The 14,614-nt window shown below is 58.3% G+C and carries 16 protein-coding genes and 1 tRNA gene; 8 read left to right on the forward strand and 9 right to left on the reverse strand.

What is annotated here, in order from left to right; all coding sequences use genetic code 11:
* Window positions 1-426 precede the first annotated feature (426 nt).
* Window positions 427-502, forward strand: a tRNA-Thr gene (locus TRL7639_RS19810).
* A gap of 401 nt (window positions 503-903) precedes the next feature.
* Here the strand turns inward: TRL7639_RS19810 and TRL7639_RS19815 are convergent.
* The 3 genes from TRL7639_RS19815 to TRL7639_RS19825 are packed head-to-tail and all read right to left on the reverse strand — an operon-like array spanning window position 904 to window position 4,589.
* A complete protein-coding gene (locus TRL7639_RS19815; RefSeq protein ID WP_085797636.1) occupies window positions 904-2,397 on the reverse strand; it encodes a heme biosynthesis protein HemY in 1,494 nt (497 codons plus the stop codon).
* Between the two features lie 10 nt (window positions 2,398-2,407).
* Window positions 2,408-3,817, reverse strand: a complete 1,410-nt coding sequence (locus TRL7639_RS19820) for a COG4223 family protein (protein WP_085797637.1) — start codon at window positions 3,815-3,817, stop codon at window positions 2,408-2,410.
* 46 nt (window positions 3,818-3,863) lie between these two features.
* Window positions 3,864-4,589 carry a uroporphyrinogen-III synthase gene (locus tag TRL7639_RS19825; RefSeq protein ID WP_235820466.1) on the reverse strand — a complete coding sequence of 242 codons (726 nt, stop codon included), beginning with the start codon at window positions 4,587-4,589 and terminating at the stop codon, window positions 3,864-3,866.
* An 87-nt stretch (window positions 4,590-4,676) separates the two neighbouring features.
* On the opposite strand from TRL7639_RS19825, the gene tsaD reads away from it, so the two are divergent.
* The 5 genes from tsaD to TRL7639_RS19850 are packed head-to-tail and all read left to right on the forward strand — an operon-like array spanning window position 4,677 to window position 7,858.
* Complete coding sequence (tsaD, locus tag TRL7639_RS19830) at window positions 4,677-5,774, forward strand: tRNA (adenosine(37)-N6)-threonylcarbamoyltransferase complex transferase subunit TsaD (protein WP_085797825.1); 1,098 nt, start codon at window positions 4,677-4,679, stop codon at window positions 5,772-5,774.
* The gene (locus TRL7639_RS19835) at window positions 5,771-6,733 is read left to right on the forward strand and encodes an NAD(P)H-dependent glycerol-3-phosphate dehydrogenase (RefSeq protein WP_085797638.1); all 963 of its coding nucleotides are present in this window, start codon (window positions 5,771-5,773) and stop codon (window positions 6,731-6,733) included. Before tsaD ends, TRL7639_RS19835 begins: the two co-directional genes overlap by 4 nt.
* Before the next feature lies 1 nt (window position 6,734).
* A complete protein-coding gene (locus TRL7639_RS19840; protein WP_085797639.1) occupies window positions 6,735-7,001 on the forward strand; it encodes a YciI family protein in 267 nt (88 codons plus the stop codon).
* Window positions 7,001-7,423 (forward strand): EVE domain-containing protein, encoded by a 423-nt coding sequence (locus TRL7639_RS19845; protein WP_085797640.1) that lies wholly within the window; start codon window positions 7,001-7,003, stop codon window positions 7,421-7,423. The genes TRL7639_RS19840 and TRL7639_RS19845 overlap by 1 nt, the downstream gene beginning before the upstream one ends.
* Before the next feature lie 39 nt (window positions 7,424-7,462).
* Entirely contained in the window at window positions 7,463-7,858 is a 396-nt protein-coding gene (locus TRL7639_RS19850) for a DUF1761 domain-containing protein (protein WP_085797641.1), read from the forward strand.
* Between the two features lie 218 nt (window positions 7,859-8,076).
* Here TRL7639_RS19850 and TRL7639_RS19855 read toward each other — a convergent pair whose 3' ends face one another.
* Complete coding sequence (locus tag TRL7639_RS19855) at window positions 8,077-8,418, reverse strand: DUF2853 family protein (protein WP_085797642.1); 342 nt, start codon at window positions 8,416-8,418, stop codon at window positions 8,077-8,079.
* A 188-nt stretch (window positions 8,419-8,606) separates the two neighbouring features.
* On the opposite strand from TRL7639_RS19855, the gene TRL7639_RS19860 reads away from it, so the two are divergent.
* A complete protein-coding gene (locus tag TRL7639_RS19860) occupies window positions 8,607-9,257 on the forward strand; it encodes a DUF899 family protein (RefSeq protein WP_085797643.1) in 651 nt (216 codons plus the stop codon).
* A gap of 160 nt (window positions 9,258-9,417) precedes the next feature.
* Here TRL7639_RS19860 and ahcY read toward each other — a convergent pair whose 3' ends face one another.
* Complete coding sequence (gene ahcY / locus TRL7639_RS19865) at window positions 9,418-10,806, reverse strand: adenosylhomocysteinase (RefSeq protein WP_085797827.1); 1,389 nt, start codon at window positions 10,804-10,806, stop codon at window positions 9,418-9,420.
* A 145-nt stretch (window positions 10,807-10,951) separates the two neighbouring features.
* A complete protein-coding gene (locus tag TRL7639_RS19870) occupies window positions 10,952-11,266 on the reverse strand; it encodes a hypothetical protein (protein WP_085797644.1) in 315 nt (104 codons plus the stop codon).
* A gap of 207 nt (window positions 11,267-11,473) precedes the next feature.
* Between TRL7639_RS19870 and TRL7639_RS19875 the strand changes: the two genes are divergently transcribed.
* On the forward strand, window positions 11,474-12,070 hold the full coding sequence (locus TRL7639_RS19875; protein ID WP_085797828.1) for an HD domain-containing protein: 597 nt from the start codon (window positions 11,474-11,476) through the stop codon (window positions 12,068-12,070).
* Here the strand turns inward: TRL7639_RS19875 and TRL7639_RS19880 are convergent.
* The 3 genes from TRL7639_RS19880 to TRL7639_RS19890 form a co-directional block, all read right to left on the reverse strand.
* Complete coding sequence (locus tag TRL7639_RS19880) at window positions 12,058-13,260, reverse strand: glycosyltransferase family 61 protein (protein ID WP_085797645.1); 1,203 nt, start codon at window positions 13,258-13,260, stop codon at window positions 12,058-12,060. The genes TRL7639_RS19875 and TRL7639_RS19880 overlap by 13 nt on opposite strands.
* 10 nt (window positions 13,261-13,270) lie before the next feature.
* The gene (locus tag TRL7639_RS19885; protein WP_085797646.1) at window positions 13,271-13,825 is read right to left on the reverse strand and encodes an ActR/PrrA/RegA family redox response regulator transcription factor; all 555 of its coding nucleotides are present in this window, start codon (window positions 13,823-13,825) and stop codon (window positions 13,271-13,273) included.
* A gap of 86 nt (window positions 13,826-13,911) precedes the next feature.
* Window positions 13,912-14,532 carry an SCO family protein gene (locus tag TRL7639_RS19890; protein WP_085797829.1) on the reverse strand — a complete coding sequence of 207 codons (621 nt, stop codon included), beginning with the start codon at window positions 14,530-14,532 and terminating at the stop codon, window positions 13,912-13,914.
* Window positions 14,533-14,614: the final 82 nt, after the last annotated feature.

Genomic DNA, 14,614 nt, shown 5'->3' on the forward strand with positions numbered 1-14,614 from the left:
CCGTAGCGCCTCAGCGCCGCCGGTGAAGGGGGTTCTAGTCCTAACTCCAAACACCCGCAACCCAAAAATTCACAAAAATCACAAAAACATCAAAAAACTTGAAAACATAAACAAATTCAACATGTTAGCTCGACAATGAGCACTTACATCATCTCATTCCACGGTAAACTGTGAACGCTACCGTTTGCCGAACCAGTCAACACAAATGACCAAAAATCTACATCTAGTGAGAGATAACCACAAAGCCACAAGCCTTCGCCGGAATCCGCCCACGAGTCGCCCTCACTACAACTTGGAACTTGGCTGTTGATTCACACGGATCGTGATTTCGGCTCGAGTTTCATGATCGAAACCTTTGACCAATTGACGACGGATCAAAGATGTTGGAAAAAGTCGGCCCAGTATCACTGCAAGTCGCATTGTACTGCCTCAATAGCTCAGCTGGTAGAGCAGGTCCTTCGTAAGGACAAGGTCGGGGGTTCGAGTCCCTCTTGAGGCACCACCCCCCAAACCCGACCTTTGCAGCGAACTCTTCGAAATTTTGTGGTTTCACTCCGCCTCGCAAAATCCCTTTCGCTTCTGTTTTGCGATCAAGACCCGACTGGCCAGTACTACAATCAAGGCAATAGCCGTGAAGCAGCCGAACAAGCAGACCGCCGAGTTGGCGACACGGCTTATGTCATCGGTTTCGTTGAACCCGATGAAGTCTCCCAATCAGGATTGCAGCCGCCGTTCCAAACACGACCAAGAACATTTGCACGGTGGACAATGCTGATGGCGCCATGTCGCGCTCAGACTGAAATTGCACAGGTGTCATAGATTTTTGCATCAAAGACTGCGAGCAAACAAAAACGCCCACCTGCGTGGCTGCAGATGGGCGTCTCAATAGCGATGTTATGTAGCTCAGGACTGGCGTGCTGGATCTTCCACGGTGTTCTCTTCGGCCACCACTTCGATTAGATCCTCTTCTTCGACTGTCTCAGCCGTGTCTTCGTCCACGGCCCGGGGCTTGTCTTCGATCGCACCCACGATCAATGGCAGCATATGCGCACCGGTTGCGGTCGAAACCTCTGCCTTGGGGCTCGCCTTCCAGGACAGTGTGTCAAAGCTGCCGCAGTTCGAGCAGACCGGTGTCCATTCCGCGTGGATGTCATGGCAGTTGTCGCAGACCCATTGCGGACCACGAGGTGCCGACAGCGCTTTGGCCAGCCACCCCTGAACCACGGTGTCCGAAGCACCCTCACCTCGTTCGATGGCCGCCATCAGGGTATAAGCCCGGGCGTCAGCGTCGTCCTGCTCGATCAGATCACCCAAAGCACGACGCGCCTCGGGGAAATCCTCGGCAACGATGTGCAACTCGGCCATCATCAGACGGGTTTCCATGTGCTGCGGATGAACCTTTGCCAGCACGGCAAAACGTTTGACACGCTCGTCGGCTGTCTCATCCGGAGCCGCATCGGCAAAAGCGTGGGCCAGATCGGGGTGCGGCTGCGCATCCCAGGCCTTTTTGAGCAGACGCCCTGCGTTCTTGGGTTTGCCCTTAGCGATATGCGCCCGAGCTGCCATGGCCGCCGCTGGCACCAGATCAGGCGACAGTTTGTTCGCTTCGATCGCGCGTTCTTGCGCTTCGACCGAGTTGGTGTCGGACAGGATATCTTTGGCCTCGGACAGGGCCAGCACCGCATCACGGCGCTTGTACACGTCACGCGGCAAGCTACCGGATTTCAGTTTGGCAGTCAGAGTCGAACGCGCACCGGTCCAGTCCTGCGATTTGGTTTGCAAACCCAGCAGGATGTCTTGCGTCTCTTCGTGGCGGGGCTTGATCGCCAATGCCTTTTCCGCCAGCTTCAACGCGGTCTCGTCATCGCCTTCGGACAGCTTCTGTTTCAGCACACCGCGCACCCCAACAAAGCGGGTGGCGTTGTCGCCGATCAACTTCTTATAGGTCTCGGCCGCCTTTTTGGTGTCGCCGGTCATTTCGGCCGCTTGTGCCACCAGCAGGTTGGTCAGCTCGGGCTTTTGCAACAGTTTCTCGGCTTTGGCCGCCTTGGACAAGGCCAGGCGTCCCTCGCCCGAGGCCAGCGCCATCAGGCCATCAGCCAGCGCCTGATAGCCGCGCTTTTCACGTCCCCGGTCGAAATAACGCGACAGGGCGGTTTCATCGCCATTGAGGAACTTGAGCGTCGCAATCAGTAGGGTCAGCAGCTTGAAGAACAGCCAGACCGCGCCGACCAGCACCATGAACCCGATCACTGACTGTAGCGGGCCAAGCGTATATTCGGTTCCGGCCACAGTGATCTGCACGCCGCCCGATGTCTCCATCAAAAAGCCCGCGCCCAGCGCCAACAGGCCAATGATCGCAACAAAAACAAGTATCTTGAGCAGGGACCAAAGCATGGCAGATCCTTCAGTTCGAGTTAAGGCTTTGCGCAAGCGCATCTGCGGCTGCAATGGCGGCCTGACGGGTACGAGCGACACTGACCCAATCGGCCAATGCGGCCTGTGCCGCTTCTGGCAGGGCCGAAATTTCATCAAGCGCTTGGGTCAAGTTTCCCGAAACCAGCGCAGCCTCGGTCCGTGACAACACGGCGTCCGGATCGCCGCCTTCACGCGGTTCGACCGAACGAGCGCCAAGTTGGCGTTGGAAGAAAGCGCCGATGCCTTCGGTTCCACCCTCGTCCGTCTTGCGCGCAACAGCCAGAGTTTCACGCGCGGCAGGGGGGAACCCTTCGCGCAGCGTTGCAACGGTCACAACACCTTCAGCTGCCGATGCGGTCAGCGCATCCGGGACGGCAATACCACCAGCGGTCAGCTCTGCCACCAGCCCATCGAACGGGGCACCGGTGTCCAACTGGCTGCGCAAGCGCGCGGCAGCGGCACGGTTGGCCGAAAGCTGTGCGTTTGCGGCGGCTTGTTCCTCCAGCGCGCGGGCCTCGGCCTCCATCGCGCGGGCCTTGTCGATCAAACCTTCGACCTCGGTGCGCTGCGCGACGATGGTCTCCTGCAGCTTGGCCAACTCGCGTTCATAAGCAGCAACCGCCTCGGACGAGGCCCCTTCGGAGAGCGGGCGTTTCTCGACAGCGGTCAGGCGGTCATCCAATTCGCCAAGGCCATCGATCTGTCCTTTGAGGGCCGATATCTCACTTGCCAGCGGAGCCACGGTGCCGGACAGTTGTTCCACCTGTTGATTGATCCCGGACACATCCGGCAGCTCGATCCCCGCGACAGAGGCCTTGAGTTCGGCCAAGGACTTGGCTTGGCTGTCAATCTGAGCGGTCAGCTTTTCGATCACTTCGCCATTGTCAGCGGCACGCATCGACGGCGGCAGCAGCGGATCAACAATTTGCGTCTTGGCCGCGACAAACCCCAACATTGCGGCGACAACACCGCCTATCAGGGCCGGACCAAAGCCACCGCGTTTCTCAATGGTTCGTTCGACGACCCGTTCAGGTTCCGAGGGCACTTCGGCACCTGCGGTCTCGGTCTCGGTCTCGGTCTCGGTCTCGGTCTCGGTCTCGGTCTCGGTCTCGGTCTCGGTCTCGGTCTCGGTCTCGGTCTCGGTCTCGGTCTCGGTCTCGGTCTCGGTCTCGGTCTCGGAAGACGGGGTCTCTTCTACGGGCTCTCCGTCAACACCGTCATCCGACGCGTCGGACGTTTCGGCATTCGCCGTTTGCTCAACCGGTTCTTCTGTTTCCGATGTGGTTGCTTGGTCAGACGTGTCCACGTCTTCGGTTGCTGGGCCTTCGGTTTCTGGCTCATCCGTCTTGGGGTTGGCGCCTGTTTCCAGATCTGAAACTTTCTTATCGGCCACCGTCATTCCCCTTTGATTCTCAAATTGTTTAACCGCGAGACGCGTCTGAACACTAATGCGCGTCTGGTCCGCCCTCAACCCGCAACGCTTGCTTCACAAGCTTTTCAACCGCTGTCACCATCGCGTCGGAATCGGGACGTTTCGCGACCCGAACTGCCTGAGCGGTCAAGGAAATAAGGGGTTTCGCAACAGCGTCGCTCATCGCAGCCAGCAACAGTGGTGCAACGGGTTGGACAAGGTCGGCAAATTGTCGCGCGGTCCGAGGTGAGAAAATCGGCGCAATGACAGGTGCGGAACCGCCAAGGGCACTGACTGCTTCGTCGGTGAGCGGCAGAAGATCCTGACAATAAACAACCCGCTCGCGCGTAGTTAGACCCAACTGCGTCAATGTCTGCGCCACGTCGCCGACGCCGCTTTGACCGCGTAGGTGCAGCAGCGGCCCATCCGGGCGCTGCCGCAGCAGCCCGGCAATCAGTGCTTCAGCGCTTTCGCCCGCCATTGACGCCGACCACCCCTGCCGCCTGGCCGCAACTGTGGTGGCCTGTCCGACACAAAAGCATGGCAAATTGCGGGCTGTCATGATCCGGGCCGCAGCCGCCACCCCGTTCGAGGATGTGAATATCAACCCCCGCGTATCCCCAACATCCACATCCTCTCCAACCAGGCGAATATCCAACAGAGGGGAATAGACTGGTTCTATCACCTCCTGAACGGGCTGGGACAGTTGGGCCACAAACCGCTCGGACGCGGCCCGAGGGCGTGTCATCAAAAGATACACTGGCTGTGTCGCCTCCTGCCTCGGGATTGTTTGCAGAGCTGCGGGGTGATACCCCGCCACGAGGTTATGATGCAACGGTTGGGGCCGATGGAGCAAACACTTACCATCCTTGGGCTGGAAAGCAGCTGCGACGACACGGCTGCCGCGATTGTTCGGCAAACGGGCGATGGGGCGGCGGAAATCCTGTCGTCGGTCGTGCACGGTCAGACCGAGCTTCACAGCGCCTTCGGCGGCGTCGTGCCCGAGATTGCGGCCCGCGCCCATGCCGAAAAGCTGGATGTCTGCGTGATGCAAGCGCTAGAGCAATCTTGCCTGTCGCTGACCGATGTAGATGCCATCGCCGTGACCGCCGGGCCCGGACTGATCGGCGGCGTGATGTCGGGTGTCATGTGCGCCAAAGGGCTGAGTGCTGCGACAGGCAAGCCGTTGGTGGGCGTCAACCATCTGGCGGGTCACGCGCTGACCCCACGTCTGACGGATGGTGTGGCCTTTCCCTATCTGATGCTGCTGGTTTCGGGAGGTCACTGCCAATACCTGGTTTCCCATGGCCCCGAAGAGTTCACCCGCCTGGGCGGCACCATTGACGACGCACCGGGCGAAGCGTTCGACAAGACCGCCCGCCTGTTGGGTCTGCCGCAACCCGGCGGCCCCTCGGTCGAGGCCGAAGCGCGCAATGGCGATCCCAAACGGTTCCGCTTTCCCCGTCCCTTACTGGATCGACCCGATTGCGATCTGTCATTCTCAGGCCTCAAGACCGCGCTAATGCGGATGCGGGATCAGGTGGCCGGGGAAAAGGGTGGCCTGTCCCGTCAGGATCGCGCTGACTTGTGTGCCGGATTCCAGCAGGCGGTCGTCGACACTTTGGCCGAAAAGACCCGCCGCGCGCTCAAACTCTATCTGGAACACGACCCCGCGCAGCCAACCGTGGCCGTTGCCGGAGGCGTTGCTGCCAACACCGCGATCCGTACGGCACTGCAAGAGGTTTGCGCCGACGCGGGCGCCGAATTCCTTGCCCCACCGCTCGCGCTGTGCACCGACAACGCCGCGATGATCGCCTATGCAGGAATGGAGCGGTTCAAGCTTGGAAAGACCGATGGCATGGATTTGATGGCCCGCCCACGCTGGCCGCTGGACCAATCCGCACCCGCAATGCTGGGCAGCGGCAAAAAAGGGGCCAAGGCATGAGCGTTGCTGTTCTTGGGTCCGGCGCCTTTGGCACGGCCCTGGCCATTTCACTGGCCGGAAAACAGCCTGTCACCCTGTGGTCGCGCAACCCCGTTCATGCGCAGGCCATGACTGAGGCGCGGGAAAACACGGCCCGCCTGCCCGGGTATCCGTTGCCCGAGGCGATTCTGGTCACGTCGGACCTTGAACAGGCCACCCAAGCCGACACCCTGCTGTTAGCCGTTCCGATGCAAAAACTGCGCGCAATCCTGGCCGAACACAGTGCCCTGTTCGACGGGCATGTTCTGGTTGCCTGCTGCAAGGGGATCGAGCTGACAACCGGCCTTGGCCCGGTGCAAGTGATGAACGAAACGGTGCCATCCGCCAAGGCCGCCCTGCTGACGGGTCCCAGCTTTGCCCAGGACATTGCCGCTGGTCTGCCCACCGCACTGACGCTTGCTTGCAGTGACCCGAACTTATGCACCAAACTGCAAGAGCAACTGACCACTGCCAATCTACGCCTCTACCGCACCACCGATACAGCAGGCGCTGAACTGGGTGGCGCATTGAAGAACGTCATGGCCATCGCGTGCGGCGCGGTCATTGGTGCGGGCATGGGCGACAGTGCGCGCGCCGCCCTGATGACGCGCGGCTATGCCGAGATGCAGAGGATGGCATTGGCCTGTGGTGCCAAGCCGGAAACACTTGCCGGGTTGTCAGGTTTTGGGGATCTGACACTCACCTGCTCGTCCGAGCTGTCGCGCAACTACCGTCTGGGGTTATCCATCGGCCGGGGCGAGGGGTTCGATCCCTCGGTCACGGTCGAAGGGGCCGCCACCGCTCGGGCCGTGGATTCCAAGGCGCGCGACATGAACCTCGACATGCCCATTACCCACACAGTCGTCGGTTTGCTTGATCACAGCTTGACGATTGCCCAAGCCACCGCTCAACTGCTCGCCAGACCATTGAAAGAGGAATGACATGCTGATTGCCCTGATCGCCAAAGACAAAGCAGGCGCCCTGCAAACGCGGCTCGACAACCGTCCGGCCCATGTGGACTACCTTAAATCCACCGGCGTTGTGTCCCAGGCCGGGCCGCTGCTGGATGGCGAGGACATGATCGGCTCGCTGGTGATCTTGGACGTCGAAGACATGGCCGCTGCGCAAGACTGGGCCGACAATGACCCTTATGCCAAGGCCGGTCTATTCGAATCCGTCGAACTGATTCCATGGAAAAAGGTGATCTGATGGCGTTCTGGCTGTTCAAATCCGAACCCTCGACCTGGAGCTGGGATGACCAGGTCGCCAAGGGTGAGGTGGGCGAAGAATGGGATGGCGTCCGAAACTACCAGGCGCGCAATTTCATGCGCGAGATGAAGCTGGGCGATCGCGGTTTCTTCTACCACTCGCAAAAGGAAAAGTCGGTGGTTGGCATTGTCGAAGTATGCGCCGAAGCGCACCCTGACAGCACCACCGAGGACGACCGTTGGGAATGCGTGGACATCAAGGCAGTTCGCGCCATTGAAGCACCTGTTTCCCTGGATCAGATCAAGGCCGACGGACGGTTGGATGACATGGTGCTGGTCAAGAACTCGCGCCTGTCGGTACAGCCTGTCACCGAAAGTGAATGGCAGGTGATCTGCGGCTTGGGGCAGACAAAGCCGGATTGATCCGGCAGTGTGATCCTGCATCACGCAGGAGACCACCACATGGACCCACTGAGTATTTTTGCTGCTGCCCTCGCCGCCTTTATTCTTGGATCGGTGTGGTACATGGCGTTTGCGGATCGCTGGAAAGTTGCCGCCCGCCTGCCCTTGAACGCCGAGGGGGATCCCCAAAGCGGCATGTCTCTAAAGGTGTTTGGGTCCAGCTTTGTTCTGTTGCTGATAGTGGCGGCAGCGCTGCAATTTTTGTTCCTGCACACTGGCGTGATATCGATGACCCAAGGGGCCGCCACCGGAGCTGGAGTCGGTTTGCTGTTCATTACGCCCTGGATCGGAATCAACAACCTTTATGCCATCCGCTCACCCATCCTGACCTTGATCGACGGCGGATATGCCACGCTCGCCTGCTCGCTCATGGGCGTCGTACTAACATTGCTATGAAAAAACGGGGAGAGTTCCGACGATACAGAACCCTCCCCCACCCCGCGTGCTCCCAAGTCACCACACGCGTATGAAATCCGAGGTCCTGACCGTCCTGGTCTGGATGTATTCTTTATGGCCCAAGCCGTGGCTTCGTTCAAATGCAAAGCCTTGAAGATACGTCTAAAATGCGAAACGCCCGCAAGTTGCGGGCGTTCACAAACAGTCAGGTCGACGGATCAGCCGTAGACCGACTCTTTGCCAAAATGCTTGGTCAGCATGTAATAGACAACCGCGCGATATTTGTTGCGCTCGGATTTGCCATAGGTTTCGATCACTTTGTTGATCGCTTCCATCAGTTCGGGCCCATCAGCCAAACCCAGTTTCTTGATCAGAAAGTTGTTCTTGACCGTTTCCAGCTCGCTTTCCTGAGTGGCTGCAACTGTCGACGCATCCGCATCGTAAATCGCCGGACCGCATCCGATGGTGACTTTGGTCAGTAGGTCCATGTCGGCATCCATGCCGCATTTGTTTTTCAGATCGTCGGCGTATTGAGCGATCAGATCGTCGCGTTTGCCCATGTGTGTTCTCCCAAAAGTGTGAGTGCCAAACGGTGATGTGATCACCGCAAAAGAGCCTAGACGGGGAATATTGCGACACAAAGGGAAATTTTGCCCGGTTTCTTCCCCCCAAACAGAGGATACCCGCCAAAAGCTTGCATTTCTCCCCTCCATTATTTAACAATATTGTTAATCAAGGAAGGAAAGCCATGACAGTCCATTTCCCAAACGAAAGCCCGGAATACCGCGCCGCGCGAGCCGATTTGCTGCAAGCCGAAATCGACTTGCGCCAACAGATCGAAACCGTCGCCGCCAAGCGTCGCGCGCTGCCCAAAGGGGGCGCCGTTCCCACCGACTATGGTTTTTCAGATCTGCTGGGCGGGCGCCGGTCGATGTCTTCGCTGTTCGGCGATCACGACACATTGGCGATCTATTCCCTGATGTATGGGCCAAATGCGACGTCGCCCTGCCCCATGTGTTCGGCCTTTCTTGACGGGTTGACCGGGCAGATCGGCCATATCCAAAAGCGCATGTCCATCGCGGTGATTGCCCAGAACAGCCCTCAACGTCTGAGCGAACTGCAGGATCAGATGAGCTGGCAGGCGCTACCGCTCTTTTCGGCGCAGGATACCAGCTATCAAACCGACTACCTTGGTCAAAGCCCGGATGGCGACCAGTTGCCAATGATCAACATCTTTGTCCGGAATGATGATGACATTCGGCATTTCTGGGGGTCCGAGATGTTCTATGCGCCCAGTGATTGGCACCCCCGCCATGTCGACGCTCTCTGGCCGCTTTGGAATCTGCTGGACCTGACCCCATCAGGGCGCGGCACCCACATGCCCAGCTTGTCTGCGTGACCGCGCCGTGACCCGCAGGGGCGCGGCGCCCGGCCCAAGGGGATTGGTACTGCCAATGGCAGTGCCCATCCGCGCGGGAGCCCCCCCGACTCCATAACGCCTATCCAACGAAAAATGCCGCCAGATTTCTCTGACGGCATTTCGAAAACTTGAGCGGCACTTAGTAGCGGTAGTGCTCGGGCTTGTAAGGGCCTTCGGGCTTGACGCCGATGTAGGCGGCCTGCTCGTTGTCCATCTTGGTCAGCTTCACGCCGATGCGATCCAGGTGCAGACGTGCAACCTTTTCGTCCAGATGCTTGGGCAGGATGTAGACATCGTTCTCGTACTCGTCACCCTTGGTGAACAGCTCGATCTGAGCCAGCACCTGGTTGGTGAACGACGCCGACATCACAAACGACGGGTGGCCTGTGGCGTTACCCAGGTTCAGCAGACGACCCTCGGACAACAGGATCAGACGGCTGCCCGAAGGCATCTCGATCATGTCCACCTGTTCCTTGATGTTGGTCCACTTGTGGTTCTTCAGGGCAGCGACCTGAATTTCGTTGTCGAAGTGGCCGATGTTGCCGACGATGGCCATGTCCTTCATCTCGCGCATGTGCTCGATGCGGATCACGTCCTTGTTGCCGGTGGTGGTGATGAACACGTCAGCAGTGGCAACTTCGTCTTCCAGCAGGGTGACTTCGAAACCGTCCATCGCGGCCTGCAGGGCACAGATCGGGTCGACTTCGGTCACCTTCACACGAGCGCCAGCACCTGCCAGCGATGCGGCCGAGCCTTTGCCCACGTCGCCATAACCACAAACCACAGCAACCTTGCCGGCCAGCATGGTGTCGGTGGCGCGGCGGATACCGTCAACCAGCGATTCTTTACAACCGTATTTGTTGTCAAACTTCGACTTGGTAACGCTGTCGTTCACGTTGATCGCCGGGAAGGGCAGGTGACCCTCTTTCACCAGCTGATACAGCCGGTTAACACCGGTGGTGGTTTCCTCGGACACGCCTTTGATCTGGTCGCGCATCTTGGTGAACCAGCCGGGGCTTGCCGCCATACGCTTGGCGATCTGCGCCTTGATCACTTCTTCCTCTTCCGAGGTCGGCACGGCGATGATGTCCTCGCCCGCTTCGGCACGTGCGCCCAGCAGGATGTACAGCGTCGCGTCGCCGCCATCGTCCAGGATCATGTTCGGGCCATCTTCAAACAGGAAGGATTTGTCCAAGTAGTCCCAGTGCTCTTCCAGGGTCTGGCCCTTGATTGCAAAGACCGGGATGTCAGCCGCCGCAATCGCAGCCGCCGCATGGTCTTGGGTCGAGAAGATATTGCACGATGCCCAACGCACGTCCGCACCCAAAGCAACCAGCGTTTCAATCAAAACGGCGGTCTGAATGGTCATGTGCAGCGAACCAACAATGCGCGCGCCAGTCAGCGGCTTGCTTTCGCCGTATTCCGCACGCAGGGACATCAGGCCCGGCATTTCGGTTTCAGCGATGTTCAGTTCCTTGCGGCCAAACTCGGCCAGCGAAATGTCCTTGACGATATAGTCCCCGGCCATCAGATGCTCCATTCCGGTTAGATCATTTTGCCTGCCACTAACATTCATCAATCAAAGTGGCAACGCACATGACCCTTCACACCGGAATGGGTGGAGCCAGTGGGGCTTTTTTGGTTAGAAAACCTGCAATCTGGCTGTTTTCAGCTCAGCTGCTCGTGCCGTCGACCGTGACTTTGGGCACGGCCTGGAAGAAATCGGTTCCCGCGGCGATGATGCAGCTGGTTCCGTTGGCATGGGTCAACAGCACGGTATAGGTACCCGTTTCGCTGGATGACCAGATCTCCATGACAGACTGCGCACCGTTCACCTTTTGCAAGCCACCAACCGTAAGCGTTTCCGAATACTTCTTGGTCAATTGCTCGACAAGGGCGTCGCGCATCCCGCAGGAGGCAGCAATAGCAGGCGGGGCCGTAGCGGCCATGCCAAAGGCAAGGGCAAATCCCAACAGACGCTTGAACATAACAAGCTCCTTTCAGTAAAGGTTTCAGTCTGAGAGGGGCGCGCCGGGAGGAAGAAACACGCCCCCCTCAGCACTTGATATCGTGATCATGCCGTCCCATTACAACTTACGGGACCTCAACTCGGCGTTGGCAGCATGTGATCAGATAAGATCAGGCTGCGCCTGAATTGTGGCGAAAAAATGGCGCAGAAACAGGGGCGTGGCAGCATGGCAACACAACCAAGAGCGTGGCAACGGATGCTATCCGGGCGCAGGCTGGATTTGCTGGACCCAACCCCCGTTGATGTCGAGATCGAAGACATTGCCCACGGATTGGCCTTTGTTGCACGTTGGAACGGTCAAACCATTGGAGACTTTGCATATTCCGTGGCTGAACATTCTCTGTTGGTCGAAGAGCTCTTTGGTCGGATCGCCCCTAGGGCACCCATCAAATGGCGGCTGGCCGCCCTGCTGCATGATGCCCCCGAATATGTGATCGGTGACATGATTTCACCGGTGAAAGCTGCCGTAGGATCCGGCTATGGCGAATTGGATGATCGGTTGACGGCCGCAATTCACATCCGCTTTGGCCTACCTGCTGCGATCCCCTCTTCTGTCAAACGTCAGATCAAAAAAGCCGACCGCATCAGCGCATGGATGGAAGCGACACAGATCGCCGGGTTTTCCGAGGCTGAGGCCAGCAAGTTCTTTGGCCGTCCGGACACAACATTGATCGACGGGCTGCGTATTGCTCTGCGCGCCCCGATTGACGTGCGAAAGGATTTCACCAACCGGCACGCCGAACTGATGTCTCAGCTGGATTGAGTTGCCTCGCGCGCGGCTCGGCGGGCGCGTCGTTCTTGACGGACACGCCGAATACGGCGTTGGGCATATTCAGGCGATTCCACAAATTCACCGGAATCCCCAAGACCCTTGTCCAGAAAGAGCTGCTTGCGCTGCTTGTCGGTCAAAGGTTCCCATTCAACGTTGGGATCGATGAATCCACCCTCGCCCAAAGCCCGCCCGATCAGTTTGTGATTGAGTTCGCCAAATGACTGCCGATTGGACTTGCCCTTGGTCGAGCGTACCCATTCGGTGTGCAACGCATCGATTATTATTGGCTCTGAGCCAGTGAAGTGCTTCACATTTTCGGCCAGCAGATTGTTGGCCCCCGCTTTGCGGCGCAGGATCATCGCCACATTCTGATCCGGTCGACCCACCATGGCATAGAGATGCAGAGCCGAACCGTCTGCCGCAACCACATGCTTGGCCGCCTTGTACCGTGCCAATTGGGTTTTCAGATCGTATTTCTCGGGATGGAAAATGTCATATCCCTGCTTGATCAGCAGATCTTCCAGACGTTCTTCGCCCAGCAGGCCACCTTTGCCTATGCCCAGAGCAGAGCGCGAAATATAAATCTTGCTCGCCCCATCGGGTTCAACGTTGCTGGCGAACCGGCTGTGAACAGCATCTCGGAACCTTTGCGTGCCCTGCGTGATCTTTCCCAACCCAAAGCCCTGCCCCGGAACAATAAGCTCTTCAACTTCAAGCGGTTCCGTTGTCACACGAATAGGCAATTCCGGTGCCATCAAATCCACGAAATCGCGGTGAAACCCGCGCACTGAATCACCCACCTTGGGGCGTTTGGGCATGAACAGAATGCCGTCAATTGGTTCATCGATATGTTCCAAGGCCCACAATCGGGCCGAGCTTTCCACCAGGAAGTGGCCGAAATGCGCCCACAGCACACCACCCCAAAGCCAACGACCTGACAGCTTCGTCGGTTTCTTTTTTGGCATATCGGGTTGAGTGGTCAGAGGCCGGAACTTGCGCCACAACGCACCTTCAGGACAGTATTCGCCATCGCTGCTCAAAACCCCGGCAGGTTGAACAAAAGCGCTTTCTTCCGGCGGTACAACTACAGCATCCGACAGGGTCACGATCCGTTCGGACCAGCCCCCCTCGGGCAGTGGCTGGACGGTGGGATTATTGGGATCCAGCTCTTCTTCCGACATGGGAAACCTTTTACCGTGGACTACGTTTGGCCAAAATACGCTGCAATGTGCGCCGGTGCATGTTTAACCGACGAGCCGTTTCACTGACGTTACGATCACACAACTCATAGACCCGCTGGATATGCTCCCACCGAACGCGGTCCGCGCTCATCGGGTTTTCCGGCGGCGGCGGCAATTCGTCAGGCTGCGCCAAAAGCGCGTTGGTGATGTCGGTGGCATCGGCGGGTTTCGACAAATAGTCGGTCGCACCGATCTTGACCGCAGCCACGGCCGTCGCAATCGCGCCATAGCCGGTCAGCACAACAACGCGGCTATCGGGGCGTTTTTCACGCAAAACCTCGACCACATCCAGGCCGTTCCCGTCCTCAAGCCGCAGGTCGACGACCGCATATGCAGGGGGACGCGCAGTTGCTATGGCGCTGCCGGCTGCAACGGACGAGGCGGTTTCAATCTCGAACCCGCGTTTTTCCATGGCTTTGGCAAGGCGGCGCAGAAATGGTTCGTCATCGTCCACCAACAACAGGGATTTATCCGGTCCGATTTCAAGCTGCTGCGTATCTGCCATGCTCTGCACTTTCCGTTGGTCTTGTTATGTCTTGCCTAGGCTGAATATGACCCTGACCCGTGGAAAGGTCAAACACACATGCCTCATTAAGCGGCATCCAGGAAACAGCCCACCTTGTCGGCCATGCTTTCCGGTGTCTCATCACGTTTGAAAAACTCGACAAATCCAACCTCGGGCAAAACCAGATAGGTAAAGGTCGAATGGTCGACCAAATAGTATTCGTCGCTCTTGTCTTGGGCTTTGTAGTAGGTCTTGTAGGCCTTGCTGGCCGCCTTGACCTGCTCGGGCGAGCCGGTCAAACCGATCATCTTTTCGTGCAGGTTAAAGGCAAAATCACCCACCACCTCGGGTGTGTCGCGGTCCGGGTCGATCGAGATGAACACAGGTGTCACGCTCTGGCCACGCTCGGTCAACACGTCGATCGCTTCGGCATTTCGGGACACATCCAGCGGGCAGACATCGGGGCAGAACGTATAGCCAAAGTAAATCAAGGTTGGTTCCGTGATCACATCCTTGTCCGTCACGGTTTCGCCTTTGGCATCAAGCAGCTCGAACGGCCCGCCGATGGCGCCTGCGCCGCCCGCAACCTGAGTCGAACGGCATTGCGCAAACTGATCGCCCGAGCGCCCCCCCAGTGTCAGCAGCCAGACACCCCCAAGGATGATGGCAAGAACAACGGCGGCAAGAATGGCATACAGGCGGGTCATGGTCGCAAACCTTGTGACACAGGGGATGTTGATCGTTTCGGCGCGGACACCTATCAAGATATCCAGCCGTTGCAACAGGACA

Origin of the sequence: Falsiruegeria litorea R37 (assembly GCF_900172225.1) — a bacterium.
In the GTDB taxonomy this organism is placed as follows: domain Bacteria; phylum Pseudomonadota; class Alphaproteobacteria; order Rhodobacterales; family Rhodobacteraceae; genus Falsiruegeria; species Falsiruegeria litorea.

Bases quoted from the DNA above. Each gene is read 5' to 3' on its own strand.
- TRL7639_RS19815 (WP_085797636.1), bottom strand. From the start codon at position 2,397: ATGCTTTGGTCCCTGCTCAAGATACTTGTTTTTGTTGCGATCATTGGC.
- TRL7639_RS19820 (WP_085797637.1), bottom strand. From the start codon at position 3,817: ATGACGGTGGCCGATAAGAAAGTTTCAGATCTGGAAACAGGCGCCAAC.
- tsaD (WP_085797825.1), top strand. From the start codon at position 4,677: ATGGAGCAAACACTTACCATCCTTGGGCTGGAAAGCAGCTGCGACGAC.
- TRL7639_RS19835 (WP_085797638.1), top strand. From the start codon at position 5,771: ATGAGCGTTGCTGTTCTTGGGTCCGGCGCCTTTGGCACGGCCCTGGCC.
- TRL7639_RS19840 (WP_085797639.1), top strand. From the start codon at position 6,735: ATGCTGATTGCCCTGATCGCCAAAGACAAAGCAGGCGCCCTGCAAACG.
- TRL7639_RS19845 (WP_085797640.1), top strand. From the start codon at position 7,001: ATGGCGTTCTGGCTGTTCAAATCCGAACCCTCGACCTGGAGCTGGGAT.
- TRL7639_RS19850 (WP_085797641.1), top strand. From the start codon at position 7,463: ATGGACCCACTGAGTATTTTTGCTGCTGCCCTCGCCGCCTTTATTCTT.
- TRL7639_RS19855 (WP_085797642.1), bottom strand. From the start codon at position 8,418: ATGGGCAAACGCGACGATCTGATCGCTCAATACGCCGACGATCTGAAA.
- TRL7639_RS19860 (WP_085797643.1), top strand. From the start codon at position 8,607: ATGACAGTCCATTTCCCAAACGAAAGCCCGGAATACCGCGCCGCGCGA.
- ahcY (WP_085797827.1), bottom strand. From the start codon at position 10,806: ATGGCCGGGGACTATATCGTCAAGGACATTTCGCTGGCCGAGTTTGGC.
- TRL7639_RS19870 (WP_085797644.1), bottom strand. From the start codon at position 11,266: ATGTTCAAGCGTCTGTTGGGATTTGCCCTTGCCTTTGGCATGGCCGCT.
- TRL7639_RS19875 (WP_085797828.1), top strand. From the start codon at position 11,474: ATGGCAACACAACCAAGAGCGTGGCAACGGATGCTATCCGGGCGCAGG.
- TRL7639_RS19880 (WP_085797645.1), bottom strand. From the start codon at position 13,260: ATGTCGGAAGAAGAGCTGGATCCCAATAATCCCACCGTCCAGCCACTG.
- TRL7639_RS19885 (WP_085797646.1), bottom strand. From the start codon at position 13,825: ATGGCAGATACGCAGCAGCTTGAAATCGGACCGGATAAATCCCTGTTG.
- TRL7639_RS19890 (WP_085797829.1), bottom strand. From the start codon at position 14,532: ATGACCCGCCTGTATGCCATTCTTGCCGCCGTTGTTCTTGCCATCATC.